The 18,048-nt window shown below is 68.9% G+C and carries 19 protein-coding genes; 11 read left to right on the top strand and 8 right to left on the bottom strand.

Annotated features, from left to right (window positions below):
• Positions 1 to 239: 239 nt before the first annotated feature.
• Together phoU and G9Q41_RS04795 are read left to right on the top strand one after the other, a co-directional pair.
• Positions 240 to 896, top strand: a complete 657-nt coding sequence (gene phoU / locus G9Q41_RS04800) for a phosphate signaling complex protein PhoU (RefSeq protein ID WP_165631980.1) — start codon at positions 240 to 242, stop codon at positions 894 to 896.
• 142 nt (positions 897 to 1,038) lie between these two features.
• A complete protein-coding gene (locus tag G9Q41_RS04795; RefSeq protein WP_165631981.1) occupies positions 1,039 to 1,956 on the top strand; it encodes a Scr1 family TA system antitoxin-like transcriptional regulator in 918 nt (305 codons plus the stop codon).
• Positions 1,957 to 2,115: 159 nt separating this feature from the next.
• On the opposite strand, the gene pstB is transcribed toward G9Q41_RS04795, so the two are convergent.
• The 6 genes from pstB to G9Q41_RS04765 form a co-directional block, all read right to left on the bottom strand.
• Positions 2,116 to 2,892: a phosphate ABC transporter ATP-binding protein PstB gene (gene pstB, locus G9Q41_RS04790; protein WP_092525568.1), complete on the bottom strand. Its 777-nt coding sequence runs from the start codon at positions 2,890 to 2,892 to the stop codon at positions 2,116 to 2,118.
• Between the two features lie 15 nt (positions 2,893 to 2,907).
• On the bottom strand, positions 2,908 to 3,822 hold the full coding sequence (gene pstA / locus G9Q41_RS04785; protein ID WP_092525565.1) for a phosphate ABC transporter permease PstA: 915 nt from the start codon (positions 3,820 to 3,822) through the stop codon (positions 2,908 to 2,910).
• Positions 3,819 to 4,877, bottom strand: a complete 1,059-nt coding sequence (gene pstC / locus G9Q41_RS04780; RefSeq protein ID WP_347567467.1) for a phosphate ABC transporter permease subunit PstC — start codon at positions 4,875 to 4,877, stop codon at positions 3,819 to 3,821. Before pstC ends, pstA begins: the two co-directional genes overlap by 4 nt.
• A 159-nt stretch (positions 4,878 to 5,036) precedes the next feature.
• A complete protein-coding gene (gene pstS / locus G9Q41_RS04775; protein WP_165631982.1) occupies positions 5,037 to 6,149 on the bottom strand; it encodes a phosphate ABC transporter substrate-binding protein PstS in 1,113 nt (370 codons plus the stop codon).
• 207 nt (positions 6,150 to 6,356) lie between these two features.
• Positions 6,357 to 7,343 (bottom strand): mycothiol synthase, encoded by a 987-nt coding sequence (gene mshD, locus G9Q41_RS04770; RefSeq protein ID WP_207630574.1) that lies wholly within the window; start codon positions 7,341 to 7,343, stop codon positions 6,357 to 6,359.
• Between the two features lie 124 nt (positions 7,344 to 7,467).
• Positions 7,468 to 8,301, bottom strand: coding sequence for a response regulator transcription factor (locus G9Q41_RS04765; protein ID WP_092525556.1), 834 nt, complete (start codon positions 8,299 to 8,301; stop codon positions 7,468 to 7,470).
• A gap of 448 nt (positions 8,302 to 8,749) precedes the next feature.
• Between G9Q41_RS04765 and G9Q41_RS04760 the strand changes: the two genes are divergently transcribed.
• From G9Q41_RS04760 to G9Q41_RS04740, 5 genes are all read left to right on the top strand, one after another.
• Positions 8,750 to 9,526 (top strand): DUF2993 domain-containing protein, encoded by a 777-nt coding sequence (locus G9Q41_RS04760; RefSeq protein WP_092525554.1) that lies wholly within the window; start codon positions 8,750 to 8,752, stop codon positions 9,524 to 9,526.
• The gene (locus G9Q41_RS04755; RefSeq protein ID WP_165631983.1) at positions 9,526 to 10,101 is read left to right on the top strand and encodes a thioredoxin family protein; all 576 of its coding nucleotides are present in this window, start codon (positions 9,526 to 9,528) and stop codon (positions 10,099 to 10,101) included. The genes G9Q41_RS04760 and G9Q41_RS04755 overlap by 1 nt, the downstream gene beginning before the upstream one ends.
• Positions 10,102 to 10,459: 358 nt before the next feature.
• Positions 10,460 to 10,909, top strand: a complete 450-nt coding sequence (locus G9Q41_RS04750; protein ID WP_165631984.1) for a DUF4395 domain-containing protein — start codon at positions 10,460 to 10,462, stop codon at positions 10,907 to 10,909.
• Between the two features lie 40 nt (positions 10,910 to 10,949).
• Complete coding sequence (locus tag G9Q41_RS04745) at positions 10,950 to 11,795, top strand: sulfurtransferase (RefSeq protein WP_092525548.1); 846 nt, start codon at positions 10,950 to 10,952, stop codon at positions 11,793 to 11,795.
• Positions 11,792 to 12,100: a DUF1416 domain-containing protein gene (locus G9Q41_RS04740; protein ID WP_092525546.1), complete on the top strand. Its 309-nt coding sequence runs from the start codon at positions 11,792 to 11,794 to the stop codon at positions 12,098 to 12,100. The genes G9Q41_RS04745 and G9Q41_RS04740 overlap by 4 nt, the downstream gene beginning before the upstream one ends.
• Positions 12,101 to 12,248: 148 nt before the next feature.
• Here the strand turns inward: G9Q41_RS04740 and G9Q41_RS04735 are convergent, their stop codons facing one another.
• Positions 12,249 to 13,001: a methyltransferase domain-containing protein gene (locus G9Q41_RS04735; RefSeq protein ID WP_092525544.1), complete on the bottom strand. Its 753-nt coding sequence runs from the start codon at positions 12,999 to 13,001 to the stop codon at positions 12,249 to 12,251.
• 309 nt (positions 13,002 to 13,310) lie between these two features.
• Here G9Q41_RS04735 and G9Q41_RS04730 point away from each other — a divergent pair, with 309 nt between their 5' ends.
• Positions 13,311 to 13,985 carry an FABP family protein gene (locus G9Q41_RS04730; protein ID WP_092525540.1) on the top strand — a complete coding sequence of 225 codons (675 nt, stop codon included), beginning with the start codon at positions 13,311 to 13,313 and terminating at the stop codon, positions 13,983 to 13,985.
• A gap of 238 nt (positions 13,986 to 14,223) precedes the next feature.
• Here G9Q41_RS04730 and G9Q41_RS04725 read toward each other — a convergent pair whose 3' ends face one another.
• On the bottom strand, positions 14,224 to 15,072 hold the full coding sequence (locus G9Q41_RS04725) for an aminodeoxychorismate lyase (protein ID WP_165631985.1): 849 nt from the start codon (positions 15,070 to 15,072) through the stop codon (positions 14,224 to 14,226).
• 326 nt (positions 15,073 to 15,398) lie between these two features.
• Between G9Q41_RS04725 and G9Q41_RS04720 the strand changes: the two genes are divergently transcribed.
• The 3 genes from G9Q41_RS04720 (at position 15,399) to G9Q41_RS04710 (ending at position 17,978) form a co-directional block, all read left to right on the top strand.
• The gene (locus G9Q41_RS04720) at positions 15,399 to 15,821 is read left to right on the top strand and encodes a transcriptional repressor (RefSeq protein ID WP_165632128.1); all 423 of its coding nucleotides are present in this window, start codon (positions 15,399 to 15,401) and stop codon (positions 15,819 to 15,821) included.
• A 69-nt stretch (positions 15,822 to 15,890) separates the two neighbouring features.
• Positions 15,891 to 17,039, top strand: a complete 1,149-nt coding sequence (locus tag G9Q41_RS04715; RefSeq protein ID WP_207630575.1) for a folate-binding protein YgfZ — start codon at positions 15,891 to 15,893, stop codon at positions 17,037 to 17,039.
• 165 nt (positions 17,040 to 17,204) lie between these two features.
• Positions 17,205 to 17,978 (top strand): 3-keto-5-aminohexanoate cleavage protein, encoded by a 774-nt coding sequence (locus G9Q41_RS04710; protein WP_165631986.1) that lies wholly within the window; start codon positions 17,205 to 17,207, stop codon positions 17,976 to 17,978.
• The last annotated feature ends 70 nt before the right edge of the window (positions 17,979 to 18,048 follow it).

Genomic DNA, 18,048 nt, shown 5'->3' with positions numbered 1-18,048 from the left:
CGAGGGGTGAAGTCCCTGCGAACCGGAGTCCCTGCGAACCGGAGTCCCTGCGAACCGGAGTCCCCGCGAATCGAAGTCCTTGCGAACCGGTGCCGACGTGGTTCGTCGACCGCTTGCCCGGCCCGGCCGAAGGCCGGGCGAGCGGCGAAGCCGCCGGGACTCTCACTGCTCAAGTCGTGTTAACCGGTGGTTAACCGACGGGAACCCTGCGCTATTCCCATACGAAGTAGGCTGGACCCATGCGTGAGGCCTACCAGGAACAGCTCGACAAGCTCGCCGAGGAGCTCGCCGCGATGTCGACGATGGTCGGCAACGCGATGGAGCAGGCAACCACCGCGCTGTTGGGAGCGGACCTGTCGTTGGCCGAACAAGTCATCGACGACGACATGAAGGTGGACGAGGCCCGGGCTCGCTGCGAGGAGCACGCCTTCGGGCTGTTGGCGCTGCAGGCACCGGTGGCCGGTGACCTGCGCACGGTGATCTCCACGATTCACGCGGCCGAGAGCCTGGAGCGCATGGGGGATCTCGCGCTGCACGTGGCCAAGGCGGCCCGACGCAGGCATCCGCAGCCGGTGCTGCCCGAGGACGTCAAGACGTACTTCTCCCAGATGGGGCAGGTCGCGGTCCAGCTGGCCAATCGCCTGAACCAGATCCTGCGCACCCAGGACGTCCAGCAGGCGCGCGACCTGGAGGTCGACGACGACGAGATGGACGACCTGCACCGGTACCTGTTCAGCGTGGTGATGGGGTCCGAGTGGTCGCACGGGGTCTCCGCCGCCGTGGACATCACGCTGCTCGGCCGGTTCTACGAACGCTACGCCGACCACGCCGTTTCGGTCGCCCGTCGGATCGTCTACGTCGTCACCGGGACCATGCCGACCAGCGAACGTCCGTGACGCGGGGTGGGGCGGTGCGGGCCGGCCACTCGACTCGTTCGCGCGTTGCCGCTCCCCGCCCCACCACTCGATCGGGTGAACAGTATTAATACTCGGCGTTGATACCGGGCCCGCGTCCAGCGGTTGTGCGAGGCTGCCGCACGTGAACCAGAGCCCGACCGTCCATCGCCGACGCCTCGGCGGCGAACTCCGCAGGCTGCGCGAAGCGGCCCAGCGGACACATCGCGAGGTCGCCGCCCACCTGGATTGTTCACAGGGCAAGATAAGCCAGATCGAGCTCGGGCGAGTACCAGTGCGTACTGCCGACGTCCGGTTGATGGCCGAGTTCTACGGCTCGAGCTCCGAACAGGTCTCGGAGCTGCTCGAACTGGCCGAGGCCTCCAAGCAACGCGGCTGGTGGCAGGAGCATCCGAGCACGGCCCGTCGCAGCGGGTTCGACACCTACCTCGGTCTGGAGACCGCCGCGACGGCGCTGAGCGTCTTCGAACCGGACCCGCTTCCCGAACTGCTCCAAACCGCCGAGTACAGCGCCACGCTGCTGCGTTCGAGCAGGGAGGGGTTCACGGCCCCCGAGATATCGGACCGGGTGGCCGTGACCTCGAAGCGCCAGCAGCGGCTGCTCGGTACGGATCCGCTGGAGCTGTGGGCGGTGCTGGACGAGGCAGCGCTGCGCCGCCGCGTGGGCGGCAGCAGGCTCATGCGCGGGCAGCTGGAGCACCTCGTGCTGATGAGCTACCGGCGCAACGTCACCGTCCAGGTGTTGCCGTTCGACGTCGGGGCGCATCCGTTCCTGGGCGAGCGGGTCACGGTGTTCTCGTTCCGCGAGAACACCGATCAGCAGGTGGTGCACACCGGAGGTCCGCCGAATTCGCGCTTCCTGGACAAGAGCGGCGAGACCGAGCCGTACCTGACCGCCTTCGAGCAGGTTTGCTCCATGGCGCTGCCGCCCAAGGAATCGACGATGCTGATCTCCAGGATCGCCGATGAGCAACCCTGCCGGCCGTTGCGCCGCCGCGCTACTCGGCCAGAAGTGGTCGGCGGCCCGGCTCCCGGCAAGTGAGCCGACACCGGACTGCTCCGCCCGCAGCACGCCCGGCCGAGCCACATGATCGGAACGTTTCGCGCGAAACTGCGCACCCCGAGGCGCCGGGGAACGGCACTCCGCCCCACCACGCGAACCGACCCGCCCGCCGAGCAAACCGAGCGGCCGAGCATCACCTCAGCCGAAGCGGCCGGAAATGTAGTCCTCGGTGGCCTTCTGACTGGGATTGGAGAAGATCTTGCCCGTCTCACCGATCTCGACCAGCTGGCCGGGCTCGCCGACGGCGGGCAGGTTGAAGAAGGCCGTCTGGTCGCTGACCCGTGCCGCCTGCTGCATGTTGTGCGTCACGATCACGATCGTGTAGTCCTTCTTCAGCTCGGCGATGAGATCCTCGATCGCCAGCGTCGAGATCGGGTCGAGCGCGGAGCACGGCTCGTCCATCAGCAGGACGTCGGGCTGCACTGCCGTGGCGCGTGCGATGCACAACCGCTGCTGCTGTCCCCCGGACAGGCCTCCGCCCGGCTTGTTGAGCCGGTCCTTGACCTCCTCCCAGAGATTGGCCCCGCGCAGCGCGCGCTCGGTGATCTCGTCCAGCTTCTTCTTGTCCTTGTCCCCGGCCAGTTTCAGCCCGGCGACGACGTTGTCCTTGATCGACATGGTGGGGAAGGGATTGGCCTTCTGGAACACCATTCCGATGGTGCGCCGCACCTGCACCGGGTCGACCCCGGGCGCGTAGACGTTCTCGCCGTCGAGCAGCACCTTGCCCTCGACCCGGGACCCCGGCACCACCTCGTGCATGCGGTTCAACGAGCGCAGCACGGTCGACTTCCCGCAGCCGGAGGGGCCGATGAAGGAGGTCACGCTGCGCGCGTGCACCTGCAACGTGACGTCCTGGACGGCGTGGAACTTGTTGTAGTACAGGTTGAGGTTCTCGATGTCGAGCCGCTTTGCCATGGTTCGGCTACCGCCCTACTTGGTCTTTACAGCGAAAAGCTTGGACAACAACGTCGCGATCAGGTTGATGAGCATGATCAGCAGCACGAGGGTGAGCGCTGCCCCCCACATCCGGTACTCGCCCGCCTCGGTCGAGGTCTTGCGCGCCGTGTAGACCGTCAACGGCAAGGAGGCCATGGGACCGTCGAACAGGTTGAAGTTGATCGCCCGGGAGTACCCGACGAGGATCAGCAGCGGAGCCGTTTCACCCATGACTCTGGCCAGCCCGAGGATGATCCCGGTCAGGATCCCGGACAGCGAGGTCGGCAGCACCACTTTCAGGATCGTCTTCCACTTGGGCACGCCGAGCGCGTACGAGGCCTCCCGCAGCTCGTCGGGAACGATCATCAGCATCGTCTCGGTCACCCGGACCACCACCGGCAGCATCAGCAGCACCAGGGACAGCGAGACGGCGAACCCGCTGCGGTCGAACCCGAAGGTGGTGATCCAGAGCGCGTAGATGAACAGCCCGGCGACGATCGAGGGGAGCCCGCTGAGGATGTCCACCATGAAGGTGGTGGTGCTGGCCAGCTTGGAGTTCCGCCCGTACTCGATGAGGAAGATCCCGACGCACACGCCGAGCGGAACCGCGATCAGCGCGCAGACCAGCGTCTGTTCCAGCGTCCCGACCAGGGCGTGGTAAATGCCGCCGCCGAAGTCGTTCGGCAGCAGGCCGTAGAAAGAGTGCGTCCACCACTCCGCGTTCAGCATGGGAACCAGCCCACGCCGGAAGAGGGTGAACAGCACCCACAGCAGGGGGATGACGGCCACCACGAAGGCCAGGGCGAACAGCGTGGTGGCGATGTGGTTCTTGGCTTTGCGTCCCGGGCTCAGCTGCTGGAAGGCCGGGGTTTTCGCGGGCCGCTCGATATCGGCGGTGTCCGTCCTCATTCCTTCCCCTTACCGCTGCTGCTCTCGATCCAGCGGGCCAGCGCGTTGACGGCGAAAGTGCTGATGAACAGCACCAGCCCCGCCGCGATGTAGGCACCGACGGTCAGGTTGTTGTTGAACTCCGCCGAGCCGAGAGCGATCCGCGACGCGAAGGTCGCCCCGGCGTCGAAGATGCTGTAGTGCGGACCTTCGTAGGTGTAGCTGAGGATGACCGTCAGGGCCACCGTCTCGCCGAGGGCGCGTCCCAGCCCGAGCATCGACCCACCGACGAACCCGCTGCGGCCGAACGGCCACACGGTGGTGCGCACGACTTCCCACTTGGTCGCGCCGAGCGCCAGGGCACCCTCGATCTGGGCCTTCGGGGTGCGGGCGAAGACCTCGCGGGCCACGCCGGTGATGATGGGCAGGATCATCACGGCCAGCACGATTCCGGCGGTGAAGACGTTGGAGCCGCTGTCGGCGGGCACGTTCCCGTCGCCGAAGATGGGGATCCAGCCGAGGTTGGTGTTCAGCCACACGGCGACGGGTTTGATCACCGGAGCCAGCACCAGCGCTCCCCACAGCCCGTAGATCACCGAGGGGACCGCGGCCAGCAGGTCGACGATGTAGGCGAACGGCCTGGCCAGCACGCTCGGCGCGTACTGGGTGAGGAACAGCGCGATCCCGCCCGCGATCGGCATCGCCAGGACGAGCGCGAAGAGCGAGCTCGCCACGGTGATCCAGGCGAGGTCGACTATGCCGAAAGCCAGCTCGTCCGGGTCGCCGGTCTCCCACTTGCCGGACAGCAGGAAGTTGGCCTCGTTGGCCTGCAGGGCGGGGATCGCCCGTATCAGCAGGAAGAGCCCGATGGCTCCTATGATCGCCACGACGAACACGCCGGACCCGGTGGCGATGCCCCGGAATATCCGGTCCCCGATGCGCACCACCCGGTCGGTGGGCGTGCTCGGCGGGGTGACCGGGGCATCGAGGACGGGGGCTTCCGTGGTGTGCACGGGAGCATCGCCCACCTCGCCCGGTGGTTCCGGCCTCCGCTCGGAGTTCCTCGACTCGCTCACTGCCGCTCGCAGCCTCTCAGTTGCTCGGCTCGCTTTCCGCGCGGGTGCTTCGCCGGGTCGCGAAGCACTCGGCCCGGTCTTCCGGTCGGAGTGTCACCGACCCTCGCGGACCGCCGCACGGGTTCGGACGGGGTGTGCCGTTGGTCGCGCCGGCGCGATTCATTCTTCGATCGCCCGGACGGCACCGAGGACCTTGCTCTTGAACTTGGGGGGCAGCGGGACGTAGCCCGCCTGCTCCAGGTTCTCCTTGCCCGCGTGGGCCGCGACCTTCAGCGCGGCTTTCACGGACTTGGCTGTCTGCGGGTCGTACCCACCGGAGCACACGACCTCGTAGGTCGCGAGCACGATCGGGTAGACGCCGGGCGCGTCGTTGCCGTAGATGGATTCGAGGTTCAGCTTGAGGTCGTTGCCCTCGCCGGCGATCTCGGCCGATTCGATCGCCTTGCCCGCGGACTCGCTGTTCAGCTCGACCGGCCCGTTTCCGCTGTCGATCGAGGCGATGCCCAGCCCCGCGTTCTTGGGGAACGCCCACGCCGCGTAGGTGATTCCACCTTCGGTCTGCTCCACCGAGGACGTCACACCGTCGGTGCCGGAGCGCCCCTGGCCGACTCCGCTCTTCGGGCGGAAGGTCTTGCCCTCGCCCTTCCAGAGCCCGTCGGTGGCCGTGGACAGGTACTCCTGGAAGTTGGCCGAGGTCCCCGACTCGTCCGAGCGGTAGAAGGGGACCACGGGGATGTCCGGGAGATCGGTCCCGCTGTTCAGCCGCTGGATCTCCGGGTCGTTCCAGCGCTTGATCTCGCCCTGGTAGATCTTGCTGATCACCTCGGGGCTGAGCACGAGGTCGCTGACCCCGGGGATGTTGTAGGTGATGGCCAGCGGGCCGAAGACCATGGGGATGTTCCAGGCGGGGTTGTCCGAGCAACGCTGCCTGGCCGCCTCGGCCTCCTCGGCGGTGAGCGCCTCGTCGGACCCGGCGAAGTCGACCTGGCCCGCGGTGAAGGCCGAGATTCCCTTCCCGGAACCGGAGGCGGTGTAGTTGAGCTTCTTGCCGGGGCACTTGACTCCGAAGTCCCTGGCGAAGACGTCCATCGCGTTCTTCTGCGCCGACGACCCCTCGGCCACCACGGAGGCGTCCCCGCAGGCGACCTTCAAGTTCCGCAGCTCGGGATTGAGCTCGGCGTTGGTCACGTTCTGGTCGGTTCCGCAAGCGGAAAGTGCCAGCACCCCCACGACAAGGGCTCCCAGCACGGCCTTGTGCCGCCCGATGTGCACGTCGTTCCTCCAAGACCGGAAGTCAACGGCGTGTGCCGTCCACGCCCTGCAACCTTAGGTCTATCGGGTAGACATCTACCGCCATTCAGGTGAACAAAGAGTTAACTAAGTACTCTAAGTAAGCAATCCCACATCTCACCGGGTGAGCGGGCAACGAACCCGCTCACCCGAAAGCCCCAAATGGGCACATTTCGTGAACCAACCGGGTTACCGGCCGAACTGCACGTCGACGTCCCAGCGCTCGAAACCGAGACGGTGGTAAACCGCCACGGCGGGCCCGTTGTCCCCCTCCACGTACAGCATCACCCGCGAGCATCCGACATCCCGCAGATAACGCAACCCGGCCAGCGTCAGCGCACGCCCGAGGCCGCTACCCTGCGTATCCGGGTCCACGCCGACCACGTAGACCTCGCCGCTCCCGTCCGGGTGAATCTTGGTCCAGTGAAAGCCGAGCAGGGTCCCCGAACCGTCGACCGCCAGCAGGAATCCGGCCGGATCGAACCAGTCGAGCTCCTCCTTCTCACGCAGTTCCCGCTCGGTCATGCCGCCCTGCTCCGGATGCCAGGAGAAGGCGCGCTGGTTCACCCGGACGACTTCCCGCTCGTCCTCGTCCGCCCGGAAGCCACGTATCGACACGCCCTCCGGCAGCACCGGCTCCGCGAGTTCGGCGCCGTCGAGTCCGCGCCCCATCCGCCACAGCTCGCGGACCCGCCCCGCACCGAACCGCTCGGCGAGCGCCACTGCTCCGGGCAACAGCCCGTGCGACCACACCCGCAGCCGTCCGGCGTCCTCCGGCGGGTCCTCCTCCGCGGGGACCTCGGCGCGCTGGGCGAGAGCGCGGACGAGCTCGCCGCCCACTCCCCTGCCGCGGAAACTCGGGTGAACGGCCAACTCCGCCACCAGGGGCTCTCCCGAAGCAGCACCCTCGGTGTCCAGATGGGCGTACCCGGCCAACTCCCCCTGCTCGGCCCGGACCACGAAGTGCTCCGAACCACCGGTATCCGCTCGAACCGGTTCGATCTGCTCGGTCACGCCCCGGTGCGCACGCAGTCGCAGGAGCACGTGCTCCCCCGCGGGGGCCACCCCGTCGCTTCGCTCGGTCTCCGCCAGCAGGTTCTCCACCTCGGCGGTCTCGGCGTCGTCCAGTCCGTTTCGCCACGTCAGCTGCACCACATCGACCGAGATTACCCACATTCGGCCGCCGGTGGGCGCTGCCAGCCCTCCGAGTGGCGAGTCTCGCCACCGCCCGAAGGCGAGCCGAGCGGAAGTTCCCCGAACGTTGCGCGAACCGACTTCCCTGAAGCGCTCCGCCCTGGCATCACTCGGCCGGGTCGTACTCGAACTCGGCCCGCCGAGCCTGGTTTCGCTCGTCCGGGGCCGAAAGCTCCGCCTCCGCCCCGTTCATCCGGGAGGTGAACTCGGCCTGCTCCGCGTCGTGCGCGGCCGAGTCCGCGCGGCGTGACCCGCTGGAGTCCCTGCTCGTGCGGGACGGGCGCACGAACTTGTACCCGACGCTGCGAACCGTGCCGATCATGGCCTCGTGCTCGGGGCCCAGCTTGGACCGCAGCCGACGGATGTGCACGTCGACCGTGCGCGTCCCCCCGAAGAAGTCGTAGCCCCAGACCTCCTGGAGCAGCTGCACCCTGGTGAACACCCTGCCCGCGTGGGTGGCCAGGTGTTTGAGCAGCTCGAACTCCTTGTAGGTGAGCTCGAGGGCGCGCCCCTTCAACCTGGCGGTGTAGGTCTCCTCCTCGATGACGAGGTCGCCCACGGTGACCGGTCCGCCCGCCGTGGAGCTGCCGCCGCGCTGGGCAGTACGCAGCCTGATCCGCGCGTCCACCTCGGCCGGGCCGGTGGTGGGCAGCAGCACGTCGTCCACGCCCCACTCTGCGTTGACCACGACGAGTCCGCCCTCGTTGACCACGGCGAGCACGGGAACGCCCTCGTCACCGGAGGAAAGCATCCGGCACAGATTGCGCGCTGCGGCCAGGTTGTCCCGCGCGTCGACCAGAACCAGCTCGTAACCGGTGGTGGTCACCATCGCCGAGGAGTTCGGCGGAACGATCCGCACCCGGTGCGGCAACAGCGAGAGCGCGGGCAGCACGGAATCGCAGTCGGACTCGTTGGTCAGCAGCAGCAGCTCGGAGCTCATCTATGCCTCCGTAAACCGGCTCTCACCGGCATGGACGGTACGGCGGGGGAAACCGCGCGGACGGCGAGGCTCCGTTGCCTCCGATGACGGAAAGAATACACACAATGTCACGGACAAGCACAGGTAACGCAGCGCACATCACACGACCGCGAGAGCGATGGCGTCGAATCTTTCGGCGACGAAGTCACGAACGGAATTTTTCCTCCCCGCCAAGGGCCCGCCCCGGAATCCTCCCTGCGGGGTTGCCCGGCCCCTCGGGAACGCGCTCGACTCGCGCCCCGGAGCACGGCCCGGCGTGTGCGATCCTGAGCCACGGAAGCGGCCCTCGAGCACACTCCGGACGGAGGTGCCGCTGCCCTGCCCGCGAACGAGTCCGGCCCACCGGCTCCGCGATCCGACCCGAACACGGGGCCCGGCCGGTAGGTCCCCTCAGACAAGGAAGGTCGCGTTGAAACGTGCCTTACCCGGAAAAAAGCTGGTCATAACACTGCTCGTGCTCATCGGCCTGCTGGTTGCCGCCGACTTCGGCGCGGCGGCCGTGGCCGAGAACCAGGTTTCGAAGAAGATGGGCGACAAGCTCGGGCTCGCGAAGGACCCCGAGGTGCGGATCAACGGTTTCCCGTTCCTGACCCAGGCGATCCGCGGCGACTTCAGGGACGTGCAGCTGCGCGCTCCCGGAGTGGACATGGGTCCGGTCGAGGACGTGGGCCTGCAGGCCGATCTGCACCACGCGCGGGTGTCCACCTTCGCGATGCTGCGCGGCAACTCGAGCAGAATCGACGTCGACGAGGTGGTCGGCCGCGTCCGGCTCGACGACTCCTCCCTCGGAAAGGTTCTTCCCGTAAACGACCTCCACATCTCCCCCGCCGGGGATTCCGCGGGGCCCACCGCCGACTCCACCTCCACCGGGGTCCGGATGGAGGGCACGGTGGACATCGCGGGCAGCACCAACAAGGTCGCCGTGACCGGTCGACTCGTGCTGAACGACGAGGGCGGCATCCGGATCGAGCCACGCGAGCTCGACCTGGACAACAGCAAGGTCGGCTCCGTGGACCTGGCGAGCCGCTTCGAGCAGGCGATCCTGCGCCGGTTCACGACTACACTCGATCCGGGGATGCTGCCCTTCACCGTGCGCCCGACCGCGCTCCACGTCGAGCGGGGAGCGCTCGTGGCCGAGGGAACGGCCCGGGACGTGACCATCAACGGCGACGGAACCGTGAACTGATGTCGCCGGGCTGGCCGGCGCTGGTCGTGGCGGTGGCGGCCGGGCTCGTGCTCGGGGCGCTGCTGCGAAGCCGGGAGGGCAGGGTCAACCGGACCAGGCTCGACCGGAGCGGGGGCGCCCGGGGCCGAATCCCCCGGACCAGGGCCGCCACGAACGGCACCGACCGCGAAGACGAGATTGGACGGGAACCAGCAGTGTTCGACCAGCTTCCCCCCGAGATAGCCGATGCGCTGCGCGGCGCTCTTCGCGGGTCCGGGCGGGGCGCGCAGGCCGGCGGTTCCGCGGCGGACGGACCTCCCGAGTCGGAGGTGACCCTGCTGCAGCTGTCCACCACCTTCTGCGCCCCCTGCAGGCACACTCGCGTCCTGCTCTCCACGCTGGTCGAGCGGACCGCGGGGTTGCGGCACGTCGAGTTCGACCTCACCCACCATCCGGAGTGGTCGAAGCCGTTGCGGGTGCACACCACGCCGACCACGCTCGCGCTCGACTCGGCGGGGCGCGAGCTCTTCCGGGTGTCCGGGGTTCCGCGCCGGGACGGACTGGACACCGCGCTGCGCCCGCACCTCGCCCGCTGACCCCCTCCCCGGAGCAGTTCTCCGGGGACGCGGCCACGGGACTTCCCCTCGTCCGGAACCACGGTCATCCGCGTTCCCCGCCGTGATCACCGAACGTGCTCGGCCGCATCGACAGATCCGTCCCACAGGGTGAACAATCTTTCCGAGCAACGGTCGTGGCGGGTAATCTCCGAACCGTGCACGTACTGCTGACCTCCAGGCGCGCGGTGGACCTGTGTCGCGTTGGGAGCAGCCTGTGTTGCAGGCGATGACCGGGCGGTGACGACACCGGAGGCGAGCGGACCACACGTCCGTGCCCGGCGCGCTTCGTTGCCACCCCGACGGACCCGACAGCACCGTCCACCGGCCAGGAGGTCCCATGTCCACCGATGCCCGTGTCGATCCACGCGGTGTTCGATTCACGGCATGGGTCACCAGCGGCATCCTCGCCGTCGGGCTGGTAACGGGTAGCTGGCGCGTGCTCGCGGCGCAGACCGCGTTGTTCGCGCTCTGCGCGTTCGTCGGACTGCGCACGAACCCCTGGGGCCACCTGTACCGGCGGACGCTCCGACCTCGCTTGGGTGAAGTCCCCGAGGCGGAGCACGAGGACCCCCGACCGGTCCGCTTCTCCCAGGGGATCGGGTTCGCCTTCGCCCTGCTGGCCACTGTGGGGTACGCGGCGGGGTGGACCTCCCTCGGCGTCGTCGCGAACGCGCTGGCCCTGGTGGCCGCACTGCTCAACGCAGCCTTCGGCTACTGCCTCGGATGCCAGCTGTATCCGGTGGTCAGGCGGCTGGTACCCGCCGGATCACCCACCGAGACCCGCTGAGATCTCACTTTGCCGATACGAGCGAGAAGGAGCCACTCCAATGAGTCGTGAACAGGTCCTGGTCACAACCGACTGGGCCGAGCAGAACCTGGACACCGACGGGGTCGTGTTCGCCGAGGTCGACGAGGACACCACGGCCTACGACAACGGACACATCAGGGGAGCGGTCAAGCTCGACTGGCGCAACGAGCTGCAGGACCACGTCCGGCGCGACTTCGTCGGCCGCGACGACTTCGGCGCGCTGCTCTCCTCCAAGGGAATCTCGAACGACGACACCGTGATCCTCTACGGCGGCAACAACAACTGGTTCGCCGCCTACGCCTACTGGTACTTCAAGCTCTACGGCCACAACGACGTCCGGCTGCTCGACGGCGGCCGCAAGAAGTGGGAGCTGGACGGCCGCGAGCTGACCAAGGACGTACCGGAGCGCCCGCGCACCAACTACGTCGCCGCCGACCCCGACAACTCCATCCGCGCGTTCCGCGACGAGGTCGTCGAGGCGATCAACAACCGCAACCTCGTCGACGTCCGCTCGCCCGACGAGTTCTCCGGCAAGCTGCTCGCCCCCGCCCACCTTCCGCAGGAGGCGGCCCAGCGCGGCGGGCACATCCCCTCCGCCATCAACGTCCCGTGGAGCCGCGCGGCCAACGAGGACGGCACCTTCAAGTCGGAGGAGGAGCTGCGCAAGGTCTACAACGAGGCGGGCCTGGACGAGTCCAAGAACACCATCGCCTACTGCCGGATCGGCGAGCGCTCCTCGCACACCTGGTTCGTGCTCCACGAGCTGCTCGGACACCAGGACGTGAAGAACTACGACGGCTCCTGGACCGAGTACGGCTCGCTGGTCGGCGTGCCGATCGAGAACCCGAGCGAGCAGGAGGGGTGAACGTGACCAGCGGATGCGGAGCACCGGACCAGTCCGGTGCCGTGAGCACGGACACCGGGGACCAGACGGTCCTCGCGGGCAAGGTCCGTTCGGCCGGGCAGCCGGTCGGCGGTGCCTTCGTCCGCCTGCTGAACCCCTCCGGTGACTTCACCGCCGAGGTGGTCACCTCGGACGAGGGGGATTTCCGGTTCTACGCCGCAGAGGGGACCTGGACCGTGCGGGCCCTGCACCGGGACGGCAGCGGCGAATCCACGGTCTCGCCCGAAGGACCCGGGCTGCATCAGGTGGACATCGCGGTGGCTTGACGCGAAAGCCGCGGCGGCGCGGGTGGTGTCGCGACACCGGAGGACACCACCCCGCCCCGCGCAGCGACTCCGTCGCGAGCTCTAGTTGCTCGTCCCGCTCCGGACGGCCGGTCCGAGCGGGACTGAGTCACCTGACGCCCCGGGATCGTCAGCGCTCCTGGGCCCACCTGGAGCGCAGCAGGGCGAACGCCCGTTCGTCGCGGTCCTGCGCCGCGGGATCGGAATCGGTCCGGCATCCGACCGTGGTGAAGTCGAGCACCTCCCAGCCGGTGCGGTCGAAGAGCCTGCGCAGCCCGGCTTCCGAGAAGATCCAGAAGTTCGTGGGGTCGTTGTTGGCCTCGTTCGGGTGCAGCAGGTAGGCCACGGGCTGCTCGGCCAGTCGGGTTCCGTGGTCCGGGCTGAGTTGCGCTATCCGCGTGGAGACGAAGCAGAGGTCGCTGCGCCGGGCGAGCGTCTCCAGCACGTAGAACGGGTTCCTGAGGTGGTACAGCAGCCCGAGGAACAGCACGGCCCCGTAGTGCTCCGCGGGCAGGGAGAACTGGCTGTCCAGGTCCACGTCGTGGATCTCGGCGGAGGACCCGAGGCTCTCGGCCAGCAGCCGCGCACCGCGCAGCCGGTTGTAGTTCGGGGCCGCCGTGTCCACCAGGTCGATGTGGCACCCCAGCTCCGCCTCCAGGAAGAACCCCAGGTCCCCGTCGGCCGCGCCGATGTCGGCGATCCGGCGTCCGGCCAGCTCTCCGAACACGTTCCTGTTCTCCGCGGAGAGCAGCCCGTCCAGGTGCAGCACGTTGGCCAGCGTGTCGAAGGGGTACCAGTCGAAACCGGCGTCGATCTCCTGCTTGCGCGCCAGCAGCCACTCCCGGTAGGAAAGCGCCCTGTCGCGCAGCGTGCCGAACTCCATGTGATCCCTGTCTCTCCCGCGTGAGCACCGGTGCCGCTGAGCACCGCAACGCGTTCCCCTGAGTCGTTGTCGGCACAGATCATGCCTCAGCCCACACCCCACGACGCGCGGGTGGTGGTTATGCTCTCGGGCATGACCCTCATCGACTTTCTGCACTACGGTCTGGTCAGCCTGGTGGCGATCGCCGCCATCGCCACTGTGTGGTTCGCCTTCTACGTGGTGTATCGGCTGCACAGCGACTGACTCCCGCGCGGGGAACCGGGGGTCAGGCTACGACTGCCGCGAAGAGACGCGGTAGTCTCGACAGCGATGTCTGCCACCCCCAACCAGCCGTCCGAACAGCCCGGCCCGTCCAGCAGTCAGCCGCAGCCCGGCAGCGGTGACGCGGCGGTGCGCGCCCAGGCCGAGCGCGCCGAGAAGACCCGCGGGCGCAACATTCCCGAGTTCGACGACCTCCCCGGTGTCGGGGACACCGCGAACCTGCGCATGGGGCCCGACCTCAACGGCGCCTGCCTCGGGCTGCTTCCGCTGATCGGTGTCTGGCGCGGTGAGGGCGAGGCGAACCACCCCTCGCTGGAGGAGAAGTACCGCTTCCTCCAGCAGGTCACGTTCGCCCACGACGGCAGGCCCTTCCTCTACTACGAGAGCCGTGCCTGGAAGCTGGACGGTGAAGGCGGCAACATCGTGGAGCCCGCCTTCCGCGAGCTCGGTTGGTGGCGGCCCCAGCCGGACGACAGCATCGAGCTGCTGATCGTGCACTCCTCCGGGGTCGCGGAGATGTTCTTCGGCAAGCCCCGCAACCAGACCAGCTGGGAGCTCTCCACCGACGCGGTGCTGCGCACCCCGACGGCCGAGGACGTGACCGCGGCGAGTCGCCTGTACGGGGTCGTCGAGGGCTCGCTGGCCTACGTCGAGGAGCGGGCCACCTCCGAGCACGAGCTCCAGCCCCGGCTCTCGGCCAAGCTGGAGCGGATCGCAGGCTGAGCGGTTCGGCTCGTCTGAACCCGCTGAGCGGCGAGGTCGCCGGAAGGGCTGTCGCTCCAACGCGAGCGCTTACGAGCCTGCGCAGTCGGCACCGCCGCGGGTTCTCTCGTGGTGCTCTCGCGAGGAAGGCCCGACGTTGTGTAGGTCGCTACCCGATGTCGGGCCTCGCCGCAGCGAGAGCCCGCGAGAGGTTCCGCCACGCAACCACCCAAGCAAAAGGCCCTACCGAACTCCCTGATCAGTAGAGGGATTCGTAGAGCTTGCGCACCCGCTCATCCAGCTCTCGATCCGCCCTGATCGCCGCCCCGTCCACGGTGTGCACCTGGACGATCCTGCGGATGCTGGAGGCCAGCCACACCCCGTCGGCCCGGTGGAGGCGTTCGACCGAGACGGGTTCGACAGCGGTGTTCCACCCCGCTTCGGAGGCCGCCGCGAACAGGGCTCCCTGGGTGGTGCCGCGCAGGATCCCCGCGCTCGGAGGCGGTGTGACCAGGGTGTCTCCCTCGACCAGCACCACGTTCGAGGTGGGGCCTTCCAGCACCGAGTCGTCGGTGGCCGTGAACACGACCTCGTCCGCCCCGCGACGTTCGGCTTCCCGCAGGGCGGCCATGTTCACCGCGTAGGACAGCGTCTTGGCCGAGAGGAGCAGCCAGGGGGCGCGCTCCATCATCCCCGGGTCGATCCCGCGCTCCAGCGTCACGACCGAAATCCCCTCGGCCCTCTTGCGCAGCAGTTCCGCGGAAATCGACTGCCCGGAGGCGAAGGCGGTCGGGGTTCCGTCACCACCGTCGACCCCGCGGGTGCAGACCAGTTTCAGCGCCATCTCGGATTCCGCGTCCCACGGCCACTGGTCCGTCACCGCGCGCACGGCGCGCTCCCAGTCGGCGCGTTCCGGAAGCGTCATCTCCAACAGCCGCGCGGAGCGTTCGAGCCGGTCCAGGTGGGCTTCCAGCTCCCGCGGACGGCCGTCGACCACCAGGATCGTCTCGAAAACGCCGTCACCGCGCTGGACGCCGAGGTCGTCGGCCCGCAGCAGCGGACTCTCCGGATCGGCGACGCTGCCGTCGAGCAAAGCCAGAACACGCATAGCAGCAGCCTAGTAGGGCTCCGTCGAGTCGTCGTCGCAGGCTCACCGGCGGAATGGCACCCACTGCCCCGGGAGAGGGGCGCTCGATCCGGTGGCGACGAGTCGCACACGCCCGAACGGGTCGTACCGGGCAACGCGGTCGTACGATCGTGGGGAGCAGCACAGGGACACGACCACAACGGGAGCATGCCGTGACCGACCGGGGAGCTCGCACGGCTCGGGACGACGAGCGAGCCGCGAACGACACGCCAGCCGACGGCGGCACCGGAGGCGGCGAAGCGCTCGAGGGCAAACCAGCGCTCCGCAGCACGCTGCACCGGCGCGGCATGCGCATGACCCCCCAGCGGCAGCTGGTGCTCGACTCCGTGCGCGAACTCGCCCACGCCACCCCGGAGCAGGTGTGCAAGCACATCCAGCGGACGGCTCCCACGGTCAACATCACCACCGTCTACCGGGCGCTCGACCTGCTGGAGGAGCTCGGACTGGTCCGGCACACTCACCTGGGGCACGGTGCGCCCACCTACTCGGTCGAGGAGCACGAGCACGTGCACCTGGTCTGCCACCGTTGCGGTGACATAGACGAGGTGCCGTGCGAGCTGCTCGACGAGCTGGGCAAATCGCTCGACCGGGAGCGCGGGTTCGCCCTGGACGCCACCCATCTCGCCCTGTCCGGCACTTGCGGCAAGTGCCGCACCGCCGGGGAGGAGGATCGGAGCACCTCCGAGGACCGTCCCCCTCGGGACACGTGAACCGTCGTCTGCGTCCCGTTCGGTTCGGACACCGAGCGGACCCCTCGCAACAACCGCCGAGGAGCGGAATTGAACTCACCTTTGCTCGAACTGCCGGGCGCGGTCCCCGCGCCGGAGGACTCGCTCGATTCGGGAGTGCCGTGGCACTTCGGCGACCCGTTCGGCGAGCAGCGCGCGGCCGTCCGCAACGCCGTCGTGGTGGACCGCTCGCACCGCCAGGTCATCGCCGTACCCGGTGAGGAACGTCTGAGCTGGCTGCACCTGGTGCTGTCCCAGCACCTCACCGAGCTGGCCGACGACCGGGGCACCGAGGCGCTCGTGCTGGACAGCCAGGGGCGGGTGGACAGCCACATGATGGTGGCGCACCACGACGAGGTCGTCTACCTGGACTGCGAAGCGGGCTCCACCGCCACCAGCGCGCTGCCCACCATGGGCACGGACGGCACTCAGTCGCTCTTCGAGTACCTGGAGGCGATGCGGTTCTGGTCCGCGGTCGAACCGCGCGACGCGACCGGGGAGTTCGCCGTGTTCACGGTCATCGGGCCCGGGGCGACCAACGTGCTCGAAGAGGCCGGAGTGACCGAACCGCCCACCGAGCCCTACGGAGTCGCCGCGCTGCCGGGTGGCGGGCTGGTTCGGCAGGTCCCGTTCCGGCAGGTCTACACCGCCGACCTGCTGGTGCCGCGGGACTCGATGGTCGACTGGTGGATGCGGCTGACCGGAGCCGGAGCCCGCAAGGCCGGAACCATGGCCTACGAGGCGCTGCGGGTCGAGGCGCTGCGCCCCCGGGTGGGGGTGGACACCGACGATCGGGCCATCCCGCACGAGCTGGGGTGGATCCACACGGCCGCACACGTGGCCAAGGGCTGCTACCGCGGCCAGGAGACGGTGGCCAAGGTGCACAACGTGGGCAAGCCTCCGCGCCGGATGCTGCTGCTGCACCTCGACGGCTCGCTGGAGATCCGCCCCGAGACCGGGGATCCGGTGCACCGCGGGGAACGTTCCGTGGGCCGGGTGGGCAGCGTCGTGCTGCACCACGAGCTCGGCCCGGTCGCGCTGGCGCTGATAAAGCGCTCGGCCCCGGTCGACGAGCAGTTCACGGCCGGTGATTCCGAGCAGGAGCGGGCCATCGCGGCCACGGTCGACCCCGACTCGGTGCCTCCGGACACCGGGGAACCGCCGGGGCGGATCGCCATGCAGGGGCTGCGCGGACAGTGAGAGCGTCCGGTCCGGTCCGCTCGGGTGGTTCGCGAGCGGGCCGCGCCGCTTGCTCGACTTGCCCGGCAGCAGGCACGACCGAACGAGTGCTCGCCCGATCCCCGGACCGTCCGGCAGCCGGGCCGCGGGGATCGGCGGAGCCGTCCGCTGTGCCAAGATCGGAGTATGACAGCGTCGTCAGCCGAGACCGGCGGATCTCCGGCCCAAGCGGGAACGATCATCACGGTGGCCGCCACGGGGGCCCATGCGAAGGCCGACGTTCCCACCCTGCCGGTCGGGAGCGAGGAGGTGGCCGCCGCTGCCGCCGCCTGCGAGCGAGTGGGGGCTTCGGTGGTGGACCTGGAGCCCCGGCACGACACCGCCGTCCCGGACGTGGTCAGCGCTGTCCGCGGTCGGACCGATCTGCTGGTGCGGGTCGCCGCCTACGCGCGTTCGGAAACCCTGGCCACCCTGCTGGATTCGGGGGCCCAGGTGCTCACGTGTCCGGTGGACGCCCCGGAGGAGTTCGTCTCCGACCTGCGTGCCGGGGCGAGTGAGCGGGGACTGGCCGTGCACTACGAGGTGCGGGAGCTGGACGACCTGCCGAAGCTGCGCCAGCTGTGCGCCGGGGACTCGTTGCCCGTGCACGTCGTTCTCGTCTTCGGCGCGGGGATGCCCGGCGACATCGGCACACTCAGCGCGGCCGTCGAGGGGCTCCCGGCCGGAGCGGAGTTCACGGCGACGGGGCTGGGTGCGGCCGCGCTGCCCGTGATGCTGGGTGCGCTGGCCGCGGGTGGACACCTCCGCGTGGGGATGGCCGACACGCTGGAGTACTCCAGCGGAGTTCCGGTACGGGACAACGCCCAGCTGGTCGCTCGGGCGTCCGGCTTGGCCAAGATCGCACAGCGAATGCCGCTTTCGGTATCCCACGTTCGTGGGTTGTTCGGGCTGATCGAGTGACTCGATCGGCGGCACACCTGTTACTCCCCCAAGCACGCCACACCGCTGGCCTAGGATGTGGGAAGCAGCG

Source organism: Actinopolyspora sp. BKK2 (genome assembly GCF_011291845.1).
GTDB lineage: Bacteria > Actinomycetota > Actinomycetes > Mycobacteriales > Pseudonocardiaceae > Actinopolyspora > Actinopolyspora saharensis.
This window is presented reverse-complemented; position numbering and strand designations above follow the sequence as displayed.

What these genes read in the sequence shown, in the direction of transcription:
- phoU (WP_165631980.1), top strand. Translation starts at nt 240, where the DNA reads ATGCGTGAGGCCTACCAGGAACAGCTCGACAAGCTCGCCGAGGAGCTC.
- pstB (WP_092525568.1), bottom strand. Translation starts at nt 2,892, where the DNA reads ATGGCAAAGCGGCTCGACATCGAGAACCTCAACCTGTACTACAACAAG.
- pstA (WP_092525565.1), bottom strand. Translation starts at nt 3,822, where the DNA reads ATGAGGACGGACACCGCCGATATCGAGCGGCCCGCGAAAACCCCGGCC.
- mshD (WP_207630574.1), bottom strand. Translation starts at nt 7,343, where the DNA reads ATGTGGGTAATCTCGGTCGATGTGGTGCAGCTGACGTGGCGAAACGGA.
- G9Q41_RS04765 (WP_092525556.1), bottom strand. Translation starts at nt 8,301, where the DNA reads ATGAGCTCCGAGCTGCTGCTGCTGACCAACGAGTCCGACTGCGATTCC.
- G9Q41_RS04755 (WP_165631983.1), top strand. Translation starts at nt 9,526, where the DNA reads ATGTCGCCGGGCTGGCCGGCGCTGGTCGTGGCGGTGGCGGCCGGGCTC.
- G9Q41_RS04750 (WP_165631984.1), top strand. Translation starts at nt 10,460, where the DNA reads ATGTCCACCGATGCCCGTGTCGATCCACGCGGTGTTCGATTCACGGCA.
- G9Q41_RS04745 (WP_092525548.1), top strand. Translation starts at nt 10,950, where the DNA reads ATGAGTCGTGAACAGGTCCTGGTCACAACCGACTGGGCCGAGCAGAAC.
- G9Q41_RS04735 (WP_092525544.1), bottom strand. Translation starts at nt 13,001, where the DNA reads ATGGAGTTCGGCACGCTGCGCGACAGGGCGCTTTCCTACCGGGAGTGG.
- G9Q41_RS04730 (WP_092525540.1), top strand. Translation starts at nt 13,311, where the DNA reads ATGTCTGCCACCCCCAACCAGCCGTCCGAACAGCCCGGCCCGTCCAGC.
- G9Q41_RS04725 (WP_165631985.1), bottom strand. Translation starts at nt 15,072, where the DNA reads ATGCGTGTTCTGGCTTTGCTCGACGGCAGCGTCGCCGATCCGGAGAGT.
- G9Q41_RS04720 (WP_165632128.1), top strand. Translation starts at nt 15,399, where the DNA reads ATGCGCATGACCCCCCAGCGGCAGCTGGTGCTCGACTCCGTGCGCGAA.
- G9Q41_RS04710 (WP_165631986.1), top strand. Translation starts at nt 17,205, where the DNA reads ATGACAGCGTCGTCAGCCGAGACCGGCGGATCTCCGGCCCAAGCGGGA.